This window comes from Klebsiella sp. GG_Kp173, assembly GCF_040062415.1.
GTDB lineage: Bacteria > Pseudomonadota > Gammaproteobacteria > Enterobacterales > Enterobacteriaceae > Klebsiella > Klebsiella quasipneumoniae.
The window spans coordinates 13,072-28,774 of sequence record NZ_JBEAFZ010000008.1; the positions used below are offsets into that span (position 1 = coordinate 13,072).

Below are 15,703 nucleotides of genomic sequence, written 5' to 3' on the forward strand. Positions count from 1 at the left end.
AGGCGTAGCCGCCACCCGGCAAAAACAACAATATAAAAGGAACTGAAGATGGCAACTCCTCACATTAACGCAGAAATGGGCGATTTCGCTGACGTAGTTTTGATGCCGGGCGACCCGCTGCGCGCCAAGCACATTGCCGAAACCTTCCTCGAAGACGTGCGTGAAGTGAATAACGTGCGCGGCATGCTGGGCTTCACCGGCACCTATAAAGGCCGCAAAATCTCCGTAATGGGCCACGGGATGGGTATCCCGTCCTGCTCTATCTACACCAAAGAGCTGATCACCGATTTCGGCGTTAAGAAAATCATCCGCGTCGGCTCCTGCGGCGCAGTGCGCGAAGACGTCAAACTGCGCGATGTGGTGATCGGCATGGGCGCTTGCACCGACTCCAAAGTGAACCGTCTGCGTTTTAAAGACCATGACTTCGCGGCGATTGCCGATTTCGGCATGGTGCGTAACGCGGTAGACGCGGCGAAAGCGTTGGGCGTTGACGCGCGCGTCGGCAACATCTTCTCCGCAGACCTGTTCTATACCCCGGACCCGTCCATGTTCGACGTGATGGAAAAATACGGCATCCTGGGCGTGGAAATGGAAGCGGCGGGTATCTACGGCGTGGCGGCGGAGTTCGGGGCGAAAGCGCTGACCATCTGCACCGTGTCTGACCATATTCGTACCCACGAGCAGACCACTGCCGCGGAGCGTCAGACCACGTTCAACGACATGATTAAAATCGCGCTGGAATCGGTACTGCTGGGCGACCAGGAGTAAGCGTGGTATAGCCCGGTGGCGCTTTGTTTACCGGGCTTGAGTCAAATCTGTAGGCCGGATAAGGCGTAGCCGCCATCCGGCTTTTTTTATCAGCGCACCGCGCCGGCAATCCATGCCGACAGTTCTTTCAGTTCCGCTTCTTGCTCCGGGAAATCGCCGACCAGCGCCTCACACTGCTGCTGCAAAACCTCAGCCCGATACTGACAGCCGACTAAGCGTGCCGCCAGCGCCTCCAGCGGCGCCGGATTCAGGCTATCGGTAAAGGCCTGCGCGCGGGTGATATGGCCTTTCTCAACGTCAAAATGCAGCTCGACGCCGCCCAGGGGAAGCGCTCGTCCAGCAGGTGGGAAAAGGCGGGCGCCTGGCCGAAGTTCCATCCCCAGCTGCTCTGGCGAGCGAAAGTGTCGGCAAAGTTCGGCAGGTCCGGCGTGTTGTCCGGGGAGATCACCTCGGCGTCTACCCGTTCGCCGTAATGGCTGAAGAACGCCTCCTGGATCGCCTCGCAAACTTGCTGATGGGTAATGCCCGGCAGTAGCTCAACCAGATTCGCCACTCGCCCGCGCACCGAGGTAATGCCTTTAGCCTGCAGCTTTTTCTGGTCCGGGTTGAGGTAGTTGGCGAGACGGCTTAAATCGGCGTTGAGCAGCAGGGTGCCGTGGTGAAAACCGCGGTCCATGGTTTCACGATAGGCGGAGCCGGAGACTTTGCGGTCGCCGCTGTTGGTTTTGACCACCAGATCGTTGCGCCCGGAGGCTTCGGCGGTTACGCCGAGTGAATTGAGCGCCGCCAGCACAATAGCGGTGGAGACGGTTTTGTCGTACTCCGGTTTGCCAGCCATAAAGGTAAAGCAGGTATTGCCGAGGTCGTGGAACACCGCACCGCCGCCGCTGCTGCGACGGGCCAGCCGCACATGATCTTCTTCCATTCGGCGGGTATTACACTCCTTCCACGGGTTCTGCGCGCGGCCGATGACCACGGTATCGGCATTGCGCCACAGGAACAGCACCCGCTGGGTGGCGGGCATCTGGCGGAAGATGCACTCCTCGACCGCCAGGTTGAACCACGGGTCGTAAGAGTCAGAAAGCAGGAGGCGCAGTGTGGACATTATAGATTTCCTTTCTTTTCATCGTCTTCATCCTCAACCGGCTTGTTGGCGGTGAGCAGGAAGGGCGATTGCTGCCAACGGGTGCGTTTGCCCTGCAGCAGCGTGCGGGTCAGTACCACGCCGATGGCCAGGGACAGCAACAGCATCAGGCGTAAGATATTGGTGGTATTATCCACCTGCTTCGCCTCGGTCGCCAGAGTATGGGTATCGAGGGTCAGACGCAGATAGCCCAGCGGGCCATTTTTTCCCGGCACCGGTTCGACAATCTGCTGGTTGAAGTAGCCGCCGGCTTTCTTACCATCCAGCGCCAGCCGGTCGCGAACCTCGACGCTTTCGCCAGAGCGCGCCACCAGGTCGCCCTGTTCGTCATATACCCCGGCGTCAAGTACGCGGCTGTTGTGGGTGAGCTGCGTCAACAGCTGATGGATGCGCTTCTCGTCCGGCGTCTCGCTGCGCATCAGCGGCGCGAGATTCAGCACCACCTGCTGCGCCAGCGTGCGGGCCAGCTCTTCCAGCTGCGGATTGCGTTGTTTCTGACTGTTCTGACTGAACCACGAGGCGCCCTGCATCAGCGCGACGAGCAGGGCGAGACAGATAAGGACAATGACCGCACGATGCAGCCGGAATTTCAGTTTTGCGCGAACCATATTCCACCTTTGAAAATTTGCAGCTTAATGTTGCCAGAAGCGCTGGTTACAAGGTAGCCTCATGCGTTATTTTCCTCGCCTGAATGAAGAGATGTGGAGCCGTAATGCCTAACAGTTTGACCTGGTGCGACCTGCCTGAAGACGTTTCCCTGTGGCCTGGGTTGCCGCTTTCCCTGAGCGGTGACGAGGTCATGCCGCTGGATTATCACGCCGGGCGCAGCGGTTGGCTGCTGTACGGACGTGGGCTGGATAAACGCCGTCTGACGGCGTGGCAGCGCGAGCTGGGCGCCGCGTTAGTGATCGTCGCCTCCTGGGTGGTCGAGGATTATCAGGTAATCCGCCTGGCGGGCTCGCTTACCCCGCGTGCGACGCGACTGGCGCATGAGGCGGGGCTGGACGTCGCGCCATTGGGTAAAATTCCCCATCTGCGCACCCCAGGGCTGCTGGTGATGGATATGGACTCCACGGCGATCCAAATTGAATGCATCGATGAGATCGCGAAACTGGCCGGCACCGGCGAGCTGGTGTCAGAAGTGACCGAGCGGGCGATGCGTGGCGAGCTGGACTTCACCGCCAGCCTGCGCCAGCGCGTGGCGACACTAAAAGACGCCGATGCCAACATTCTGCTGCAGGTTCGCGACGCGCTGCCGCTGATGCCGGGCCTGGCGCAGCTGGTGCTCAAGCTGGAAACGCTGGGCTGGAAGGTGGCGATCGCCTCCGGCGGCTTTACCTTCTTTGCGGAGTATCTGCGCGACAAACTGCATCTCGACGCGGTGTTCGCCAACGAACTGGAGATCCGCGACGGTAAGCTTACCGGCAACGTGCTCGGCGATATCGTCGATGCCAAATACAAAGCCAATACGCTGCGCAAGCTGGCGGAAAAGTATGAGATCCCAACGGCGCAGACCGTGGCCATCGGCGATGGCGCCAACGACCTGCCGATGATTAAGGCTGCCGGGCTTGGTATCGCGTATCATGCGAAGCCTAAAGTGAATGAACAGGCGGAAGTGACTATCCGCCACGCTGACCTGATGGGGGTATTCTGTATTCTCTCGGGCAGCATGAACCAAAAGTAAGAGGTAAACGTGGCGAAAGCTCCAAAACGCGCATTTGTCTGTAATGAATGTGGTGCGGATTATCCGCGGTGGCAGGGGCAATGCAGCGCCTGCCATGCCTGGAATACCATCACCGAGATGCGCATCGCCGCGTCGCCGCAGGTGGCGAGAAACGAGCGTTTGTCAGGCTACGCCGGTAACGCCGGCGTCTCGAAGGTGCAGAAGCTGTCAGACATCAGCCTGGAAGCGCTGCCGCGTTTCTCCACCGGGTTTAAAGAGTTCGATCGCGTACTCGGCGGCGGCGTGGTGCCGGGCAGCGCGATCCTGATTGGCGGCAACCCCGGCGCGGGGAAATCGACCCTGCTGCTGCAGACTTTGTGCAAGCTGGCGGAAGGGATGAAAACGCTGTACGTCACCGGGGAGGAGTCCCTACAGCAGGTGGCGATGCGCGCCCATCGCCTTGGGCTGCCGACGGCGAACCTGAACATGCTCTCGGAAACCAGCATTGAGCAGATCTGTCAGATTGCCGATGAAGAAAAACCGCAGCTGATGGTGATCGACTCAATCCAGGTGATGCATATGGCCGACGTTCAGTCGTCGCCGGGCAGCGTCGCCCAGGTACGTGAAACGGCGGCCTACCTGACGCGCTTTGCCAAAACTCGCGGCGTGGCGATCGTTATGGTCGGCCACGTCACCAAAGACGGTTCGCTGGCCGGCCCGAAGGTGCTGGAGCACTGTATTGACTGCTCGGTGCTGCTGGACGGCGATGCCGACTCCCGCTTCCGCACTCTGCGCAGCCACAAAAACCGCTTTGGCGCGGTGAATGAGCTGGGCGTTTTCGCCATGACCGAGCAGGGGCTGCGCGAAGTTAGCAACCCGTCCGCTATCTTCCTCAGCCGGGGAGATGAAATCACCTCCGGCAGCTCGGTGATGGTGGTCTGGGAAGGGACCCGCCCGCTGCTGGTGGAGATCCAGGCGCTGGTGGATCACTCGATGATGTCCAACCCGCGCCGCGTGGCGGTGGGGCTGGAACAGAACCGTCTGGCGATCCTGCTGGCGGTGCTGCATCGCCACGGCGGCCTGCAGATGGCCGATCAGGACGTTTTCGTCAACGTGGTCGGCGGGGTGAAGGTCACGGAAACCAGCGCCGATCTGGCGCTACTGCTGGCGATGGTCTCCAGCCTGCGCGATCGCCCGCTGCCGCAGGACCTGGTGGTCTTTGGCGAAGTGGGGCTGGCCGGCGAAATTCGCCCGGTGCCGAGCGGTCAGGAGCGTATCTCCGAAGCAGCGAAGCATGGCTTCCGCCGCGCCATCGTCCCGGCGGCCAATGTGCCGAAAAAAGTGCCGGAAGGCATGCAAATCTTTGGTGTGAAAAAGCTTTCAGACGCGCTAAGCGTTTTTGACGACTTATAATAAGTTAAAAGGAGATTAGCGATGTCGTCATTTGACTATTTAAAAAGCGCCATAAAGCAGAAAGGCTGTACCCTGCAGCAGGTGGCGGAAGCCAGCGGGATGACCAAGGGGTATCTCAGCCAGCTGTTGAACGCCAAAATCAAAAGCCCGAGCGCGCAGAAGCTTGAAGCGCTGCATCGCTTCCTCGGGCTGGAGTTTCCCCGCCGACAGAAAAGCGTCGGCGTGGTGTTTGGTAAGTTTTACCCGCTGCATACCGGGCACATCTATTTGATTCAACGCGCCTGTAGCCAGGTCGATGAGCTGCATATCATCATGGGTTATGACGATACCCGCGACCGCGAGCTGTTTGAAGAGAGCGCCATGTCGCAGCAGCCGACGGTGCCTGACCGCCTGCGCTGGCTGCTACAGACCTTTAAGTATCAGAAGAATATTCGCATCCATGCGTTCAATGAAGAGGGGATGGAGCCCTATCCGCACGGCTGGGATGTGTGGAGTCATGGGATCCGCGCTTTTATGAGCGAAAAAGGGATCGAGCCGAACCGGATCTATACCTCGGAAGAGGCCGATGCGCCGCAGTACCTTGAGCATCTGGGGATCGAGACGGTGCTTATCGATCCTAAGCGGACCTTTATGAATATTAGCGGCGGCCAGATCCGCGAGAACCCGTTCCGCTACTGGGAATATATTCCGACGGAAGTGAAACCGTTCTTTGTGCGGACGGTGGCGATCCTCGGCGGCGAGTCGAGCGGTAAATCAACGCTGGTCAATAAGCTCGCCAATATCTTCAATACTACCAGCGCCTGGGAATATGGCCGGGATTATGTCTTTTCGCATCTCGGCGGCGATGAGATGGCGCTCCAGTATTCTGATTACGATAAAATTGCCCTCGGGCATGCCCAGTATATTGATTTCGCAGTGAAATATGCCAACAAGGTGGCATTTATCGATACCGACTTCGTCAGCACTCAGGCGTTCTGTCTGAAGTACGAGGGGCGTGAGCACCCGTTCGTGCAGGCGCTGATTGATGAATACCGCTTTGACCTGGTGATCCTGCTGGAGAACAACACCCCGTGGGTGGCTGATGGGTTACGCAGTCTTGGGAGTTCGGTGGATCGTAAAGAGTTTCAGTCGCTGCTGGTGTCGCTGCTGAAAGAGAACGAGATCGATTTCGTCCATGTTAAGGAGTCGGACTATGATACGCGCTTCCTGCGCTGCGTCGAGCTGGTGAAGCAGCTGATGGGGGAGCAGGGGTAGGTCCTCTGCGGGCTGATGCCCTCACCCCGGCCCTCTCCCGGTGGGAGAGGGAGCAAACCCTAAAAAAGGCAACTTGCGTTGCCTTTTTACTTTTACCTTGCCCTCACCCCGGCCCTCTCCCGGTGGGAGAGGGAGTAAACCCTAAAAAAGCAACTTGCGTTGCCTTTTTACTTTTACCTTGCCCTCACCCCGGCCCTCTCCCAGTGGGAGAGGGAGCAAACATTAAAAAAGGCAACTTACGTTGCCTTTTTGCATTTTATTTTGAGATACGTTTGTACTTGATTCGCTTCGGCTCCAGCGCGTCGGCGCCGAGAGTGCGTTTCTTGTACTCTTCGTACTCGGTAAAGTTACCTTCGAAGAACTCCACCTTACCTTCATCCTGGTAATCCAGAATGTGGGTGGCAATACGGTCAAGGAACCAGCGGTCGTGCGAGATAACCATCGCGCAGCCCGGGAACTCCAGCAGGGCGTTTTCCAGCGCGCGCAGGGTTTCGATATCCAGGTCGTTGGTCGGTTCATCGAGCAGCAGGACGTTACCGCCGACCTGCAGCAGCTTCGCCAGGTGCAGACGACCGCGTTCACCGCCGGACAGCTCGCCAACGCGTTTACCCTGGTCGACGCCTTTGAAGTTAAAGCGGCCCACGTAGGCGCGGCTCGGCATTTCGGTGTTGCCGATCTTCATGATATCCAGGCCGCCGGACACTTCTTCCCACACGGTTTTGCTGTTGTCCATCGCGTCGCGGAACTGATCGACGGAAGCCAGCTTAACGGTTTCACCCAGGGTGATGGTGCCGGAATCTGGCTGTTCCTGGCCAGACATCATGCGGAAGAGGGTGGATTTACCCGCGCCGTTCGGACCGATGATGCCGACGATAGCGCCTTTCGGTACCGAGAAGCTCAGATCGTCGATCAGCACGCGGTCGCCGTAGGATTTGCGCAGATGGCTGACTTCCAGAACTTTATCGCCCAGACGCGGGCCTGGCGGAATGAACAGTTCGTTGGTCTCGTTACGTTTCTGGTATTCAACGTTGTTAAGCTCTTCAAAGCGCGCCAGACGGGCTTTGCCCTTAGACTGACGACCTTTCGCGCCCTGGCGTACCCACTCGAGCTCTTTCTCAATGGATTTGCGACGTGCGGCTTCCTGAGAAGCTTCCTGCGCCAGACGCTGATCTTTCTGCTCCAGCCAGGAGGAGTAGTTGCCTTCCCACGGAATACCTTCGCCGCGGTCAAGTTCGAGGATCCAGCCGGCGACGTTATCGAGGAAGTAACGGTCGTGGGTAATCGCCACCACGGTGCCTTCGAAGTCGTGCAGGAAGCGTTCCAGCCAGGCGACGGACTCGGCGTCCAGGTGGTTAGTCGGTTCGTCGAGCAGCAGCATATCCGGTTTTTCCAGCAGCAGGCGGCACAGCGCGACGCGGCGGCGTTCACCACCGGAAAGATTAGCGATTTTCGCATCCCAGTCCGGCAGGCGCAGGGCGTCGGCCGCGCGCTCCAGCTGCACGTTCAGGTTGTGGCCGTCGTGCGCCTGGATAATCTCTTCGAACTTGCCTTGCTGTGCGGCAAGCTTATCGAAGTCCGCATCCGGCTCGGCGTATTTGGCATAGACTTCGTCCAGACCCTTCAGCGCGTTAACCACTTCGGCGACCGCTTCTTCCACGGACTCGCGCACGGTGTGCTCCGGGTTGAGCTGCGGTTCCTGCGGCAGGTAGCCAATTTTAATGCCGGGCTGCGGACGCGCTTCACCTTCGATCTCGGTGTCGATACCGGCCATGATGCGCAGCAGGGTAGATTTACCGGCGCCGTTCAGACCGAGCACACCGATTTTCGCGCCAGGGAAAAAGCTGAGGGAGATATTTTTCAAAATATGACGTTTCGGCGGAACCACTTTGCCGACACGATGCATGGTATAAACGAATTGAGCCACGTTGGACTTCGCCTCTTTCTATTTTGATAGATAGTTCAAAGCCGAAGTGTAGCCTTTTTCGCGCGCTAATCCCAGCGAGGCGACAGGATTCACAGAAGCGTAAAAAAATGTTCAGGACATGGCGCGTTTAGCGTTGTCTGATTAGCATAAGTAAAGCCGCCTGCCGAACCGGTAGGGGCTTTTAAGCGGCACGATGCTGCGAAAATGCACCTGAAAGAGGAAGAGCTTGTGGAAAAAGCCAAAAAAATGGCGTGGCATCTTTTGGCTGCCAGCGTTGGTCTGTTGGCGTTGAGTCAGCTGGCGCATGCGGATTCACTGGATGAACAGCGCAGCCGCTACGCACAAATTAAGCAGGCGTGGGATAACCGGCAGATGGATGTGGTTGACCAGCTGATGCCCACGTTAAGCACCTATCCCCTGTATCCCTATTTGCAGTACCGGCAGATCACCGACGATCTGATGAACCAGCCGGCGCTGGTGGTGAAAAACTTTATTGACGCCAACCCGACGCTGCCCCCGGCGCGTTCATTACGTTCGCGTTTCGTGAATGAACTGGCCCGGCGCAGCGACTGGCGCGGCTTGCTGGCGTTTAGCCCCGATAAGCCGACCAGCACCGAGGCGCAGTGCAACTACTACTACGCCAAACTGAGCGTGGGTCAGTCGCAGGAGGCCTGGAGCGGAGCGAAAGCGCTCTGGCTGACGGGCAAGAACCAGCCCGGCGCCTGTGAACCGCTGTTCAGCGCCTGGCGCGACTCCGGCCAACAGGATCCGCTGGCCTATCTCGAACGGATCCGCCTGGCGATGAAGGCCGGCAATATTGGGTTGGTGAAATCGCTGGCCCAGCAGATGCCTGCCAACTACCAGAGCATCGCCAGCGCCGTGGTCGCCCTGGCTAACGATCCTAACAGCGTTCTGACCTTTGCCCGCACCACCGGGGCGACGGACTTTACCCGCCAGATGGCCGCCGTCGCTTTCGCCAGCGTCGCCCGTCAGGATGTGGAAAATGCCCGTTTGATGATCCCTTCGCTGGTGCAGGCCCAGCAGCTCAATGAGGATCAGACCCAGGAGCTACGCGATATTGTCGCCTGGCGCCTGATGGGGAACGATGTGACCGAAGAGCAGGCCATCTGGCGCGACGATGCGATTATGCGCTCGCAGTCCACGCCGCTGGTGGAGCGGCGGGTACGGATGGCGCTGGGGACGGGCGATCGCCATGGTCTGAATACCTGGCTGGCGCGCCTGCCGATGGAGGCGAAAGAGAAAGACGAATGGCGCTACTGGCAGGCGGATCTGTTGCTGGAGCGCGGCAGGGACGAGGAAGCGCAGGCGATCCTCCGGTCGTTGATGCAGCAGCGGGGTTTCTACCCGATGGTCGCTGCGCAGCGTCTCGGCGAGGAGTATACCTTCCGCATTGATAAAGCGATTGGCACGCTCGATCCGGCGCTGGCCTCCGGTCCGGAGATGGCCCGGGTGCGCGAGCTGATGTACTGGAATATGGATAACACCGCGCGCACTGAATGGGCGAACCTGGTCACCAGCCGTAGTAAATCCCAGCAGGCGCAGCTCGCGCGTTACGCTTTTGATCAACACTGGTGGGATCTGAGCGTGCAGGCGACGATCGCCGGAAAACTGTGGGATCAGCTGGAGGAGCGCTTCCCGCTGGCCTATAACGATCTGTTTGCCCGCTATATCAGCGGTAAAGATATTCCGCAGAGCTACGCGATGGCGATTGCCCGCCAGGAGAGCGCCTGGAACCCGAAAGTGCGCTCGCCGGTCGGCGCCAGCGGGCTGATGCAGATTATGCCGGGCACCGCGACGCATACCGTCAGCATGTTCAGCATTCCCGGCTACAGCGGCCCGTCGCAGCTGTTGGATCCGGAAACCAACATCAACATCGGCACCAGCTATCTGCAGTACGTTTACCAGCAGTTCGGTAATAACCGCATTTACGCCTCGGCGGCCTATAACGCCGGGCCGGGTCGGGTACGCACCTGGCAGGGGAACAGCGCCGGACGGATCGACGCCGTGGCGTTTGTCGAGAGTATTCCGTTCTCGGAAACACGCGGCTACGTGAAGAATGTCCTCTCCTATGACGCCTACTATCGCTACTTTATGGGTCAGCAGGATAAGCTCTTCAGCGATGCGGAGTGGCGGCAGCGTTACTGATCGCCGGGAAGTATGTTATGCTTTGTACTCGTTGATGAGTACATTCGACGGGCAGCGTAAGCTGCCCGTCTCAATATGGTGGCGCGATATGACCCAACAATCTCCCTATTCCGCGGCCGTTGCCGAACAACGTCATCAGGAGTGGCTGCGCTTTGTGGCGCTGCTACAGCAGGCCTATGCGCAGGATCTGCATCTACCGTTGCTGCAGCTCATGCTGACCCCTGATGAGCGTGAAGCGCTGGGGACTCGGGTGCGCATTATCGAAGAGCTGCTGCGCGGTGAGATGAGCCAGCGCGAGCTGAAAAATGAGCTCGGTGCCGGCATTGCGACCATTACCCGCGGGTCCAACAGCCTGAAGTCGGCGCCGGTTGAGCTGCGCCAGTGGCTGGAGCAGACGCTGTTGGCTAGCGATAAATAGCGTTGTGGAACGGGCTTAACGCCAGCACGACCGCCTGATGGTAAACGCTGCTGCGGGTTAATTTGCCGCCGGTGAAAACCCCAATCGCTCCCTCTTTACGACCAATCTGATCGATGCCGGTATACTGCGACATGACCGGCCCGAGGGCTTCGCCAGCGCGAACCTGCTCAAGAATAACGTCAGGCAACGGCAGCGTGGCTGAGCGCGCTTCTCCGCGCTGGCTGGCGCTTTCGATGACCACCCAGCTAAAGGTACTGTCATCGTCAATTCCGGCTTCGATGGCGACCCAGAAATCGGCATGGGGCTGTGCGAGGCGCGCATTGGCGACGCGATTTCGTGCGCCAGCGCGCGTTTCCTCGCTGCCGAAGGGCTGTTCCGGCACGCCGCTCTCGACGGAGACGGACTCAATGTGGCAGGATCCTTCGCCGAAAATCTCGTCAAAAGCCTGCAGAATTGACTGAATTTTGGCGGGATTAGTGGTCGCTGAGACAACATGGTGCATAATCAAAACAACTCAGAATAAACTAACGTCATCGCAGTATACTCTAAATCACCCCCAGGGCAGTCGGTAATGCCCGCAAGCGGTCGATAACGAGTTCAGAACGGAATAAAAGCATGTTACAGGTATACCTTGTTCGCCACGGTGAAACGCAGTGGAACGCCGAGCGACGTATTCAGGGTCAGTCCGACAGCCCGCTGACCGCACACGGTGAGCGCCAGGCCTGGCAGGTTGGCGAGCGCGCCAGAACGCTGGGGATCACCCATATCATTACCAGCGATCTGGGACGAACCCGTCGCACAGCAGAGATTATTGCCGAAGCCTGCGGCTGCAGCGTGATCGCTGATGCGCGCCTGCGCGAGCTGGATATGGGAGTGCTGGAGAAGCGCCATATTGACTCGCTCAGCGAAGAAGAAGAGGGCTGGCGCCGCCAGTTGGTCAACGGCACGCCGGATGGTCGCATTCCGCAGGGCGAATCGATGCAGGAGCTTAGCGAACGTATGCATGCGGCGCTGGCCGCCTGTCTGGAATTACCGGCCGGTAGTCGACCGCTGCTGGTGAGTCATGGTATCGCGCTGGGCTGCCTGGTGAGTACGATTTTAGGGCTGCCGGCATACGCAGAGCGTCGTCTGCGCCTGCGCAACTGCTCGATCTCGCGCGTCGATTATCAGCAAAGCCCGTGGCTGGCTTCCGGGTGGGTGGTGGAAACGGCGGGCGACGTCTCGCATCTTGACGCCCCCGCGATGGACGAGCTGCAGCGTTAACGGCGGATCGGGATCAGATACTCGCAGCGCAACTGAATAGGCGTGGCCTGATCCCGGCTTTCATCTTCAGGATAGAAGCGTTCAATATCCAGCCCCTTGCGGCGCGTCAGGTTCAGCATCGGCATGCAGGTGCCGTAGACCGTCAGGATGAATTCCTGCAGGCCGGTACCCAGCCCTTCATACGTAAACATGACATACTCGCCGCCCTCCAGCGTCACTGGATGGGCGTTCTGCAGGTGGCCGTTAGCCATCTCCGGCGTCAGCGCGGTGGTATAGAACACTTCCTGCTCATCGTCTTTCTCCAGGCTCGGACGCGGTTCATGCAGCCCGTAGAGCACTGGGGGGATCGACGGCGAGTTGCCGAGGAAATCTCGCCAGAACTGGACCCGCATCTGGTTGCGGAAGTCGGAGATTTCCTCCAGCTTACAGGTATAGCTCTGAGTCACACCGAGCAGTTGAGTCGTGGGTAGGGCGACAAATTCATGTTTCGGCAGGGTAAACTCGCCAAGACGTAGCGGCGGACGCATACCGAACGAGCTCCAGTCCGGCGAGCGGCGGTAGAGAGCCGGCGTCAGCGAGAATTGCTTCTTGAACGCCCGGGTGAAGGTCTGCTGGGAGTCGAAACGGTACTGCAGCGCAATATCAAGGATTGGACGGGCGGTAAGGCGTAATGCGACAGCTGATTTCGACAACCGGCGCGCGCGAATATAGGCACCGATAGCGTGGCCGGTGACATCCTTAAACATTCGCTGCAGATGCCACTTGGAATAACCTGCCTTCGCCGCCACATTGTCCAGAGAAAGCGGCTGATCCAGGTGACCTTCCAGCCAGCTAAGGAGATCGCGAATAATCCCTGCTTGATCCATAAAATGTCCCCATCCTTAAACACAGGTGCCTGATATTAAAGTAGCGGATAATAGCATTTTTTGATGTTTTAGCATTCAGTGTTTTTTTTGCTTTTAAATGCGGTAGGTCAGTGGATCTGAACGATAATTTTGTAAAGCTGTGATCTATAAACCTTTTCTGCTAAGTCCGTGATAATCACTTAGCTATATTTTTTAATAATGGTAACAATATGAAATACAAGAAGTTTGCGATGGGCCTGCTGTTGCTGGCCGGCTGTCAGATTGCTCAGGCGGAGCAGATTGGTTCCGTGGATACGGTCTTCAAATGGTTAGGACCGGATCACAAAATTGTCGTCGAAGCCTTTGACGATCCGGATGTCCAGAACGTGACCTGCTATATCAGCCGGGCGAAGACCGGCGGGATCAAAGGCGGGCTGGGTCTGGCGGAAGATACCTCCGACGCGGCCATCTCCTGCCAGCAGGTCGGGCCGATTGAGCTGACGGACAAAATCAAAAATGGCAAAAGCCAGGGCGACGTGGTGTTCCAGAAGCGCACCTCGCTGGTGTTTAAAAAGCTACAGGTCGTTCGCTTCTATGATGCGAAACGCAATGCGCTGGTCTACCTGACCTATTCGGATAAAGTAGTTGATGGTTCGCCGAAGAACGCCATCAGCGCCGTGCCGATTATGCCCTGGAATAAATAAACGGGAGCGCGCATGCAGCAGCCACGGATTTGGTTAGTTGAGGATGAACAGAGTATCGCCGATACCCTGGTTTATATGCTCCAGCAGGAGGGCTTCCAGGTCACCGTCTTCGACCGCGGGTTGCCCGCGCTGGAGGCGACGGCGCATCAGGCGCCCGATGTCGCCATCCTCGACGTTGGCTTGCCGGATATCAGCGGCTTCGAGCTCTGTCGGCGCCTGCTGGCGCGCTTTCCGGCGCTGCCGATGCTGTTTCTCACGGCGCGGAGCGATGAGGTCGATAAGCTGCTGGGGCTGGAAATCGGCGCTGACGATTACATCGCCAAGCCGTTTTCGCCGCGCGAAGTTTGCGCGCGGGTGCGCAGCGTGCTGCGACGGCTGCAAAAATTTGCCGCGCCTTCGTCGGTAGTTCGCGTCGGCGAGTTTGTGCTTGACGAGCAGGCGGCGTCGATAAGCTGGTTCGGCCAGCCCCTGAACCTGACGCGCTATGAATTTCTGCTGTTGAAAACTTTGCTTCACGCGCCCGGTCGCGTTTTCTCCCGTCAGCAGCTGATGGAGCGGGTATGGAGCGATGCCTGGGAAAGCCTCGACCGCACCGTCGACACCCACATCAAAACCCTGCGCGCTAAACTGCGGGCCGTGAATCCTGATTTGTCGCCAATCAATACCCATCGCGGGATGGGTTACAGCCTGGGGCGCTGCTGATGCGCATCGGCATGCGCCTGCTGCTGGGCTATTTTCTTATCGTCGCGATCGCCGCGTGGTTTGTACTGTCGATCTTTGTCCAGGAAGTGAAGCCGGGCGTGCGCCGGGCGACGGAGGGGACCCTCAACGATACCGCCACCCTGCTGGCGGCGCTGGCGCGTGAGGACCTGCTGGCGGCAAACCCGCAGCAGGGCAGGCTGGCGCAGGCCTTTCAACAGCTCAACCAGCAGCGGCTAAACGCCAACATTGGCGGAATTAAAAAGGTGCGTAATGAGTACCGCGTCTATCTGACCGATGCCCGGGGCAAGGTCGTGTTTGACTCCAGTGGAGAGGCGACAGGGCAGGACTATTCACGCTGGAACGACGTCTGGCTCACCCTGCGCGGGCAGTATGGCGCGCGCAGTTCGCGCAGCGATCCGCATGATGAAGCCAGCTCGGTGATGTATATCGCCGCGCCGGTGATGGATAAGGGGCGGATTATCGGCGTGCTGAGCGTCGGTAAACCCAACCTGGCGATGACGCCGGTCATTAAGCGCAGCGAGCGGCGGATCCTCTGGGCCGGCGGCGCCCTGCTGGGCATTGCGCTGTTGATCGGCTGCGGCGTCGTCTGGTGGATTAATTTCTCTATCGGTAAGCTGGTGCGCTATGCGGACTCCGTGACCGCTGACCGCCCGCTGCCGTTGCCGGAGGTCGGCAGCAGCGAACTGCGTAAGCTGGCCCAGGCGCTGGAGAGCATGCGGGTGAAGCTCGAAGGCAAAAACGCCATCGAAAACTATGTCTATGACCTGACGCACGAGCTGAAAAGTCCGCTGGCGGCCATTCGCGGTGCGGCGGAGATTCTGCGCGAAGGGCCGCCGCCTGCGGTGGCGGCGCGGTTTACTGGGAATATCCTCGCGCAGAACAGCCGCATGCAGCTGCTGGTGGAGCGGTTACTCCAGCAGGCGCGACTGGAAAGCCGGCTGGAGATAAAGCTACAGCCGGTGTCGATAGATGCGCTATACCAACGCCTGGCGGAGGAGCGCGACATCGCCCTGGCGGCGAAAGCCATTACTCTGCGCTGGCAGGCGAGTGGGATGCTGGTCAATGGCGATGGCGAACTGCTGGCCCAGGCGCTGGGTAATCTGCTCGACAACGCGATTGATTTTACCCCCCAGGGCGGCGAGATCGCCCTGGGGGTAGAGAAACGAAATGCAGAGGTGCAACTGAGCGTAACGGATAACGGATGCGGTATTCCGGAGTATGCCCTGACGCGGATCTTTGATCGGTTCTACTCGCTGCCGCGTGAAGACGGCCACAAGAGCAGCGGCCTTGGGCTGGCCTTCGTTCGTGAAGTGGCGCGCCTGCATCATGGCGATATCCGTCTGCACAATCGGCCCGAAGGCGGCGTGGTCGCTACGCTGAGACTTCACCGTCCCTTCACATAGCTTCAAATTCTCCCC

Annotated in this window: 14 protein-coding genes and 1 pseudogene; 10 read left to right on the forward strand and 5 right to left on the reverse strand. The window is 58.9% G+C overall.

What is annotated here, in order from left to right; translation table 11 throughout:
- Positions 1-48 precede the first annotated feature (48 nt).
- Positions 49-768 (forward strand): purine-nucleoside phosphorylase, encoded by a 720-nt coding sequence (gene deoD, locus ABLU50_RS07070; RefSeq protein WP_004886539.1) that lies wholly within the window; start codon positions 49-51, stop codon positions 766-768.
- An 89-nt stretch (positions 769-857) separates the two neighbouring features.
- Here deoD and lplA read toward each other — a convergent pair.
- A pseudogene (lplA, locus tag ABLU50_RS07075) lies at positions 858-1,873 on the reverse strand (lipoate--protein ligase LplA).
- Entirely contained in the window at positions 1,873-2,520 is a 648-nt protein-coding gene (locus tag ABLU50_RS07080) for a YtjB family periplasmic protein (RefSeq protein WP_017901229.1), read from the reverse strand. The pseudogene lplA and the gene ABLU50_RS07080 overlap by 1 nt, the downstream one beginning before the upstream one ends.
- A 104-nt stretch (positions 2,521-2,624) precedes the next feature.
- Here ABLU50_RS07080 and serB point away from each other — a divergent pair, with 104 nt between their 5' ends.
- From serB to nadR, 3 genes are read left to right on the forward strand one after another with little or no spacing between them, the layout of a single operon-like run.
- On the forward strand, positions 2,625-3,596 hold the full coding sequence (gene serB / locus ABLU50_RS07085; RefSeq protein ID WP_004886545.1) for a phosphoserine phosphatase: 972 nt from the start codon (positions 2,625-2,627) through the stop codon (positions 3,594-3,596).
- A 9-nt stretch (positions 3,597-3,605) separates the two neighbouring features.
- Positions 3,606-4,988: a DNA repair protein RadA gene (radA, locus tag ABLU50_RS07090; protein ID WP_002887800.1), complete on the forward strand. Its 1,383-nt coding sequence runs from the start codon at positions 3,606-3,608 to the stop codon at positions 4,986-4,988.
- Between the two features lie 21 nt (positions 4,989-5,009).
- Positions 5,010-6,242 carry a multifunctional transcriptional regulator/nicotinamide-nucleotide adenylyltransferase/ribosylnicotinamide kinase NadR gene (gene nadR / locus ABLU50_RS07095; protein WP_057213322.1) on the forward strand — a complete coding sequence of 411 codons (1,233 nt, stop codon included), beginning with the start codon at positions 5,010-5,012 and terminating at the stop codon, positions 6,240-6,242.
- Between the two features lie 256 nt (positions 6,243-6,498).
- Here nadR and ettA read toward each other — a convergent pair whose 3' ends face one another.
- Positions 6,499-8,166: an energy-dependent translational throttle protein EttA gene (gene ettA / locus ABLU50_RS07100; RefSeq protein ID WP_004204211.1), complete on the reverse strand. Its 1,668-nt coding sequence runs from the start codon at positions 8,164-8,166 to the stop codon at positions 6,499-6,501.
- A 228-nt stretch (positions 8,167-8,394) separates the two neighbouring features.
- On the opposite strand from ettA, the gene sltY reads away from it, so the two are divergent.
- Together sltY and trpR are read left to right on the forward strand one after the other, a co-directional pair.
- A complete protein-coding gene (gene sltY / locus ABLU50_RS07105) occupies positions 8,395-10,332 on the forward strand; it encodes a murein transglycosylase (protein ID WP_004204212.1) in 1,938 nt (645 codons plus the stop codon).
- Between the two features lie 88 nt (positions 10,333-10,420).
- The gene (gene trpR / locus ABLU50_RS07110; RefSeq protein ID WP_004204213.1) at positions 10,421-10,750 is read left to right on the forward strand and encodes a trp operon repressor; all 330 of its coding nucleotides are present in this window, start codon (positions 10,421-10,423) and stop codon (positions 10,748-10,750) included.
- Here trpR and yjjX read toward each other — a convergent pair.
- Positions 10,737-11,252: an inosine/xanthosine triphosphatase gene (yjjX, locus tag ABLU50_RS07115; RefSeq protein ID WP_087833131.1), complete on the reverse strand. Its 516-nt coding sequence runs from the start codon at positions 11,250-11,252 to the stop codon at positions 10,737-10,739. The genes trpR and yjjX overlap by 14 nt on opposite strands.
- Positions 11,253-11,365: 113 nt before the next feature.
- On the opposite strand from yjjX, the gene gpmB reads away from it, so the two are divergent.
- Positions 11,366-12,013 carry a 2,3-diphosphoglycerate-dependent phosphoglycerate mutase GpmB gene (gene gpmB, locus ABLU50_RS07120; RefSeq protein WP_004204216.1) on the forward strand — a complete coding sequence of 216 codons (648 nt, stop codon included), beginning with the start codon at positions 11,366-11,368 and terminating at the stop codon, positions 12,011-12,013.
- On the opposite strand, the gene robA is transcribed toward gpmB, so the two are convergent.
- Positions 12,010-12,879 (reverse strand): MDR efflux pump AcrAB transcriptional activator RobA, encoded by an 870-nt coding sequence (gene robA, locus ABLU50_RS07125; RefSeq protein WP_004204217.1) that lies wholly within the window; start codon positions 12,877-12,879, stop codon positions 12,010-12,012. The genes gpmB and robA overlap by 4 nt on opposite strands.
- Positions 12,880-13,088: 209 nt before the next feature.
- Here robA and creA point away from each other — a divergent pair, with 209 nt between their 5' ends.
- From creA to creC, 3 genes are read left to right on the forward strand one after another with little or no spacing between them, the layout of a single operon-like run.
- The gene (creA, locus tag ABLU50_RS07130; RefSeq protein ID WP_004204218.1) at positions 13,089-13,562 is read left to right on the forward strand and encodes a protein CreA; all 474 of its coding nucleotides are present in this window, start codon (positions 13,089-13,091) and stop codon (positions 13,560-13,562) included.
- Between the two features lie 12 nt (positions 13,563-13,574).
- The gene (gene creB / locus ABLU50_RS07135; protein WP_087833130.1) at positions 13,575-14,264 is read left to right on the forward strand and encodes a two-component system response regulator CreB; all 690 of its coding nucleotides are present in this window, start codon (positions 13,575-13,577) and stop codon (positions 14,262-14,264) included.
- Positions 14,264-15,688: a two-component system sensor histidine kinase CreC gene (gene creC / locus ABLU50_RS07140; protein WP_087833129.1), complete on the forward strand. Its 1,425-nt coding sequence runs from the start codon at positions 14,264-14,266 to the stop codon at positions 15,686-15,688. Before creB ends, creC begins: the two co-directional genes overlap by 1 nt.
- Positions 15,689-15,703 lie beyond the last annotated feature (15 nt).

Coding starts and splice junctions, on each gene's coding strand:
- deoD (WP_004886539.1), top strand. CDS start 49: ATGGCAACTCCTCACATTAACGCAGAAATGGGCGATTTCGCTGACGTA.
- ABLU50_RS07080 (WP_017901229.1), bottom strand. CDS start 2,520: ATGGTTCGCGCAAAACTGAAATTCCGGCTGCATCGTGCGGTCATTGTC.
- serB (WP_004886545.1), top strand. CDS start 2,625: ATGCCTAACAGTTTGACCTGGTGCGACCTGCCTGAAGACGTTTCCCTG.
- nadR (WP_057213322.1), top strand. CDS start 5,010: ATGTCGTCATTTGACTATTTAAAAAGCGCCATAAAGCAGAAAGGCTGT.
- trpR (WP_004204213.1), top strand. CDS start 10,421: ATGACCCAACAATCTCCCTATTCCGCGGCCGTTGCCGAACAACGTCAT.
- yjjX (WP_087833131.1), bottom strand. CDS start 11,252: ATGCACCATGTTGTCTCAGCGACCACTAATCCCGCCAAAATTCAGTCA.
- gpmB (WP_004204216.1), top strand. CDS start 11,366: ATGTTACAGGTATACCTTGTTCGCCACGGTGAAACGCAGTGGAACGCC.
- robA (WP_004204217.1), bottom strand. CDS start 12,879: ATGGATCAAGCAGGGATTATTCGCGATCTCCTTAGCTGGCTGGAAGGT.
- creA (WP_004204218.1), top strand. CDS start 13,089: ATGAAATACAAGAAGTTTGCGATGGGCCTGCTGTTGCTGGCCGGCTGT.
- creB (WP_087833130.1), top strand. CDS start 13,575: ATGCAGCAGCCACGGATTTGGTTAGTTGAGGATGAACAGAGTATCGCC.
- creC (WP_087833129.1), top strand. CDS start 14,264: ATGCGCATCGGCATGCGCCTGCTGCTGGGCTATTTTCTTATCGTCGCG.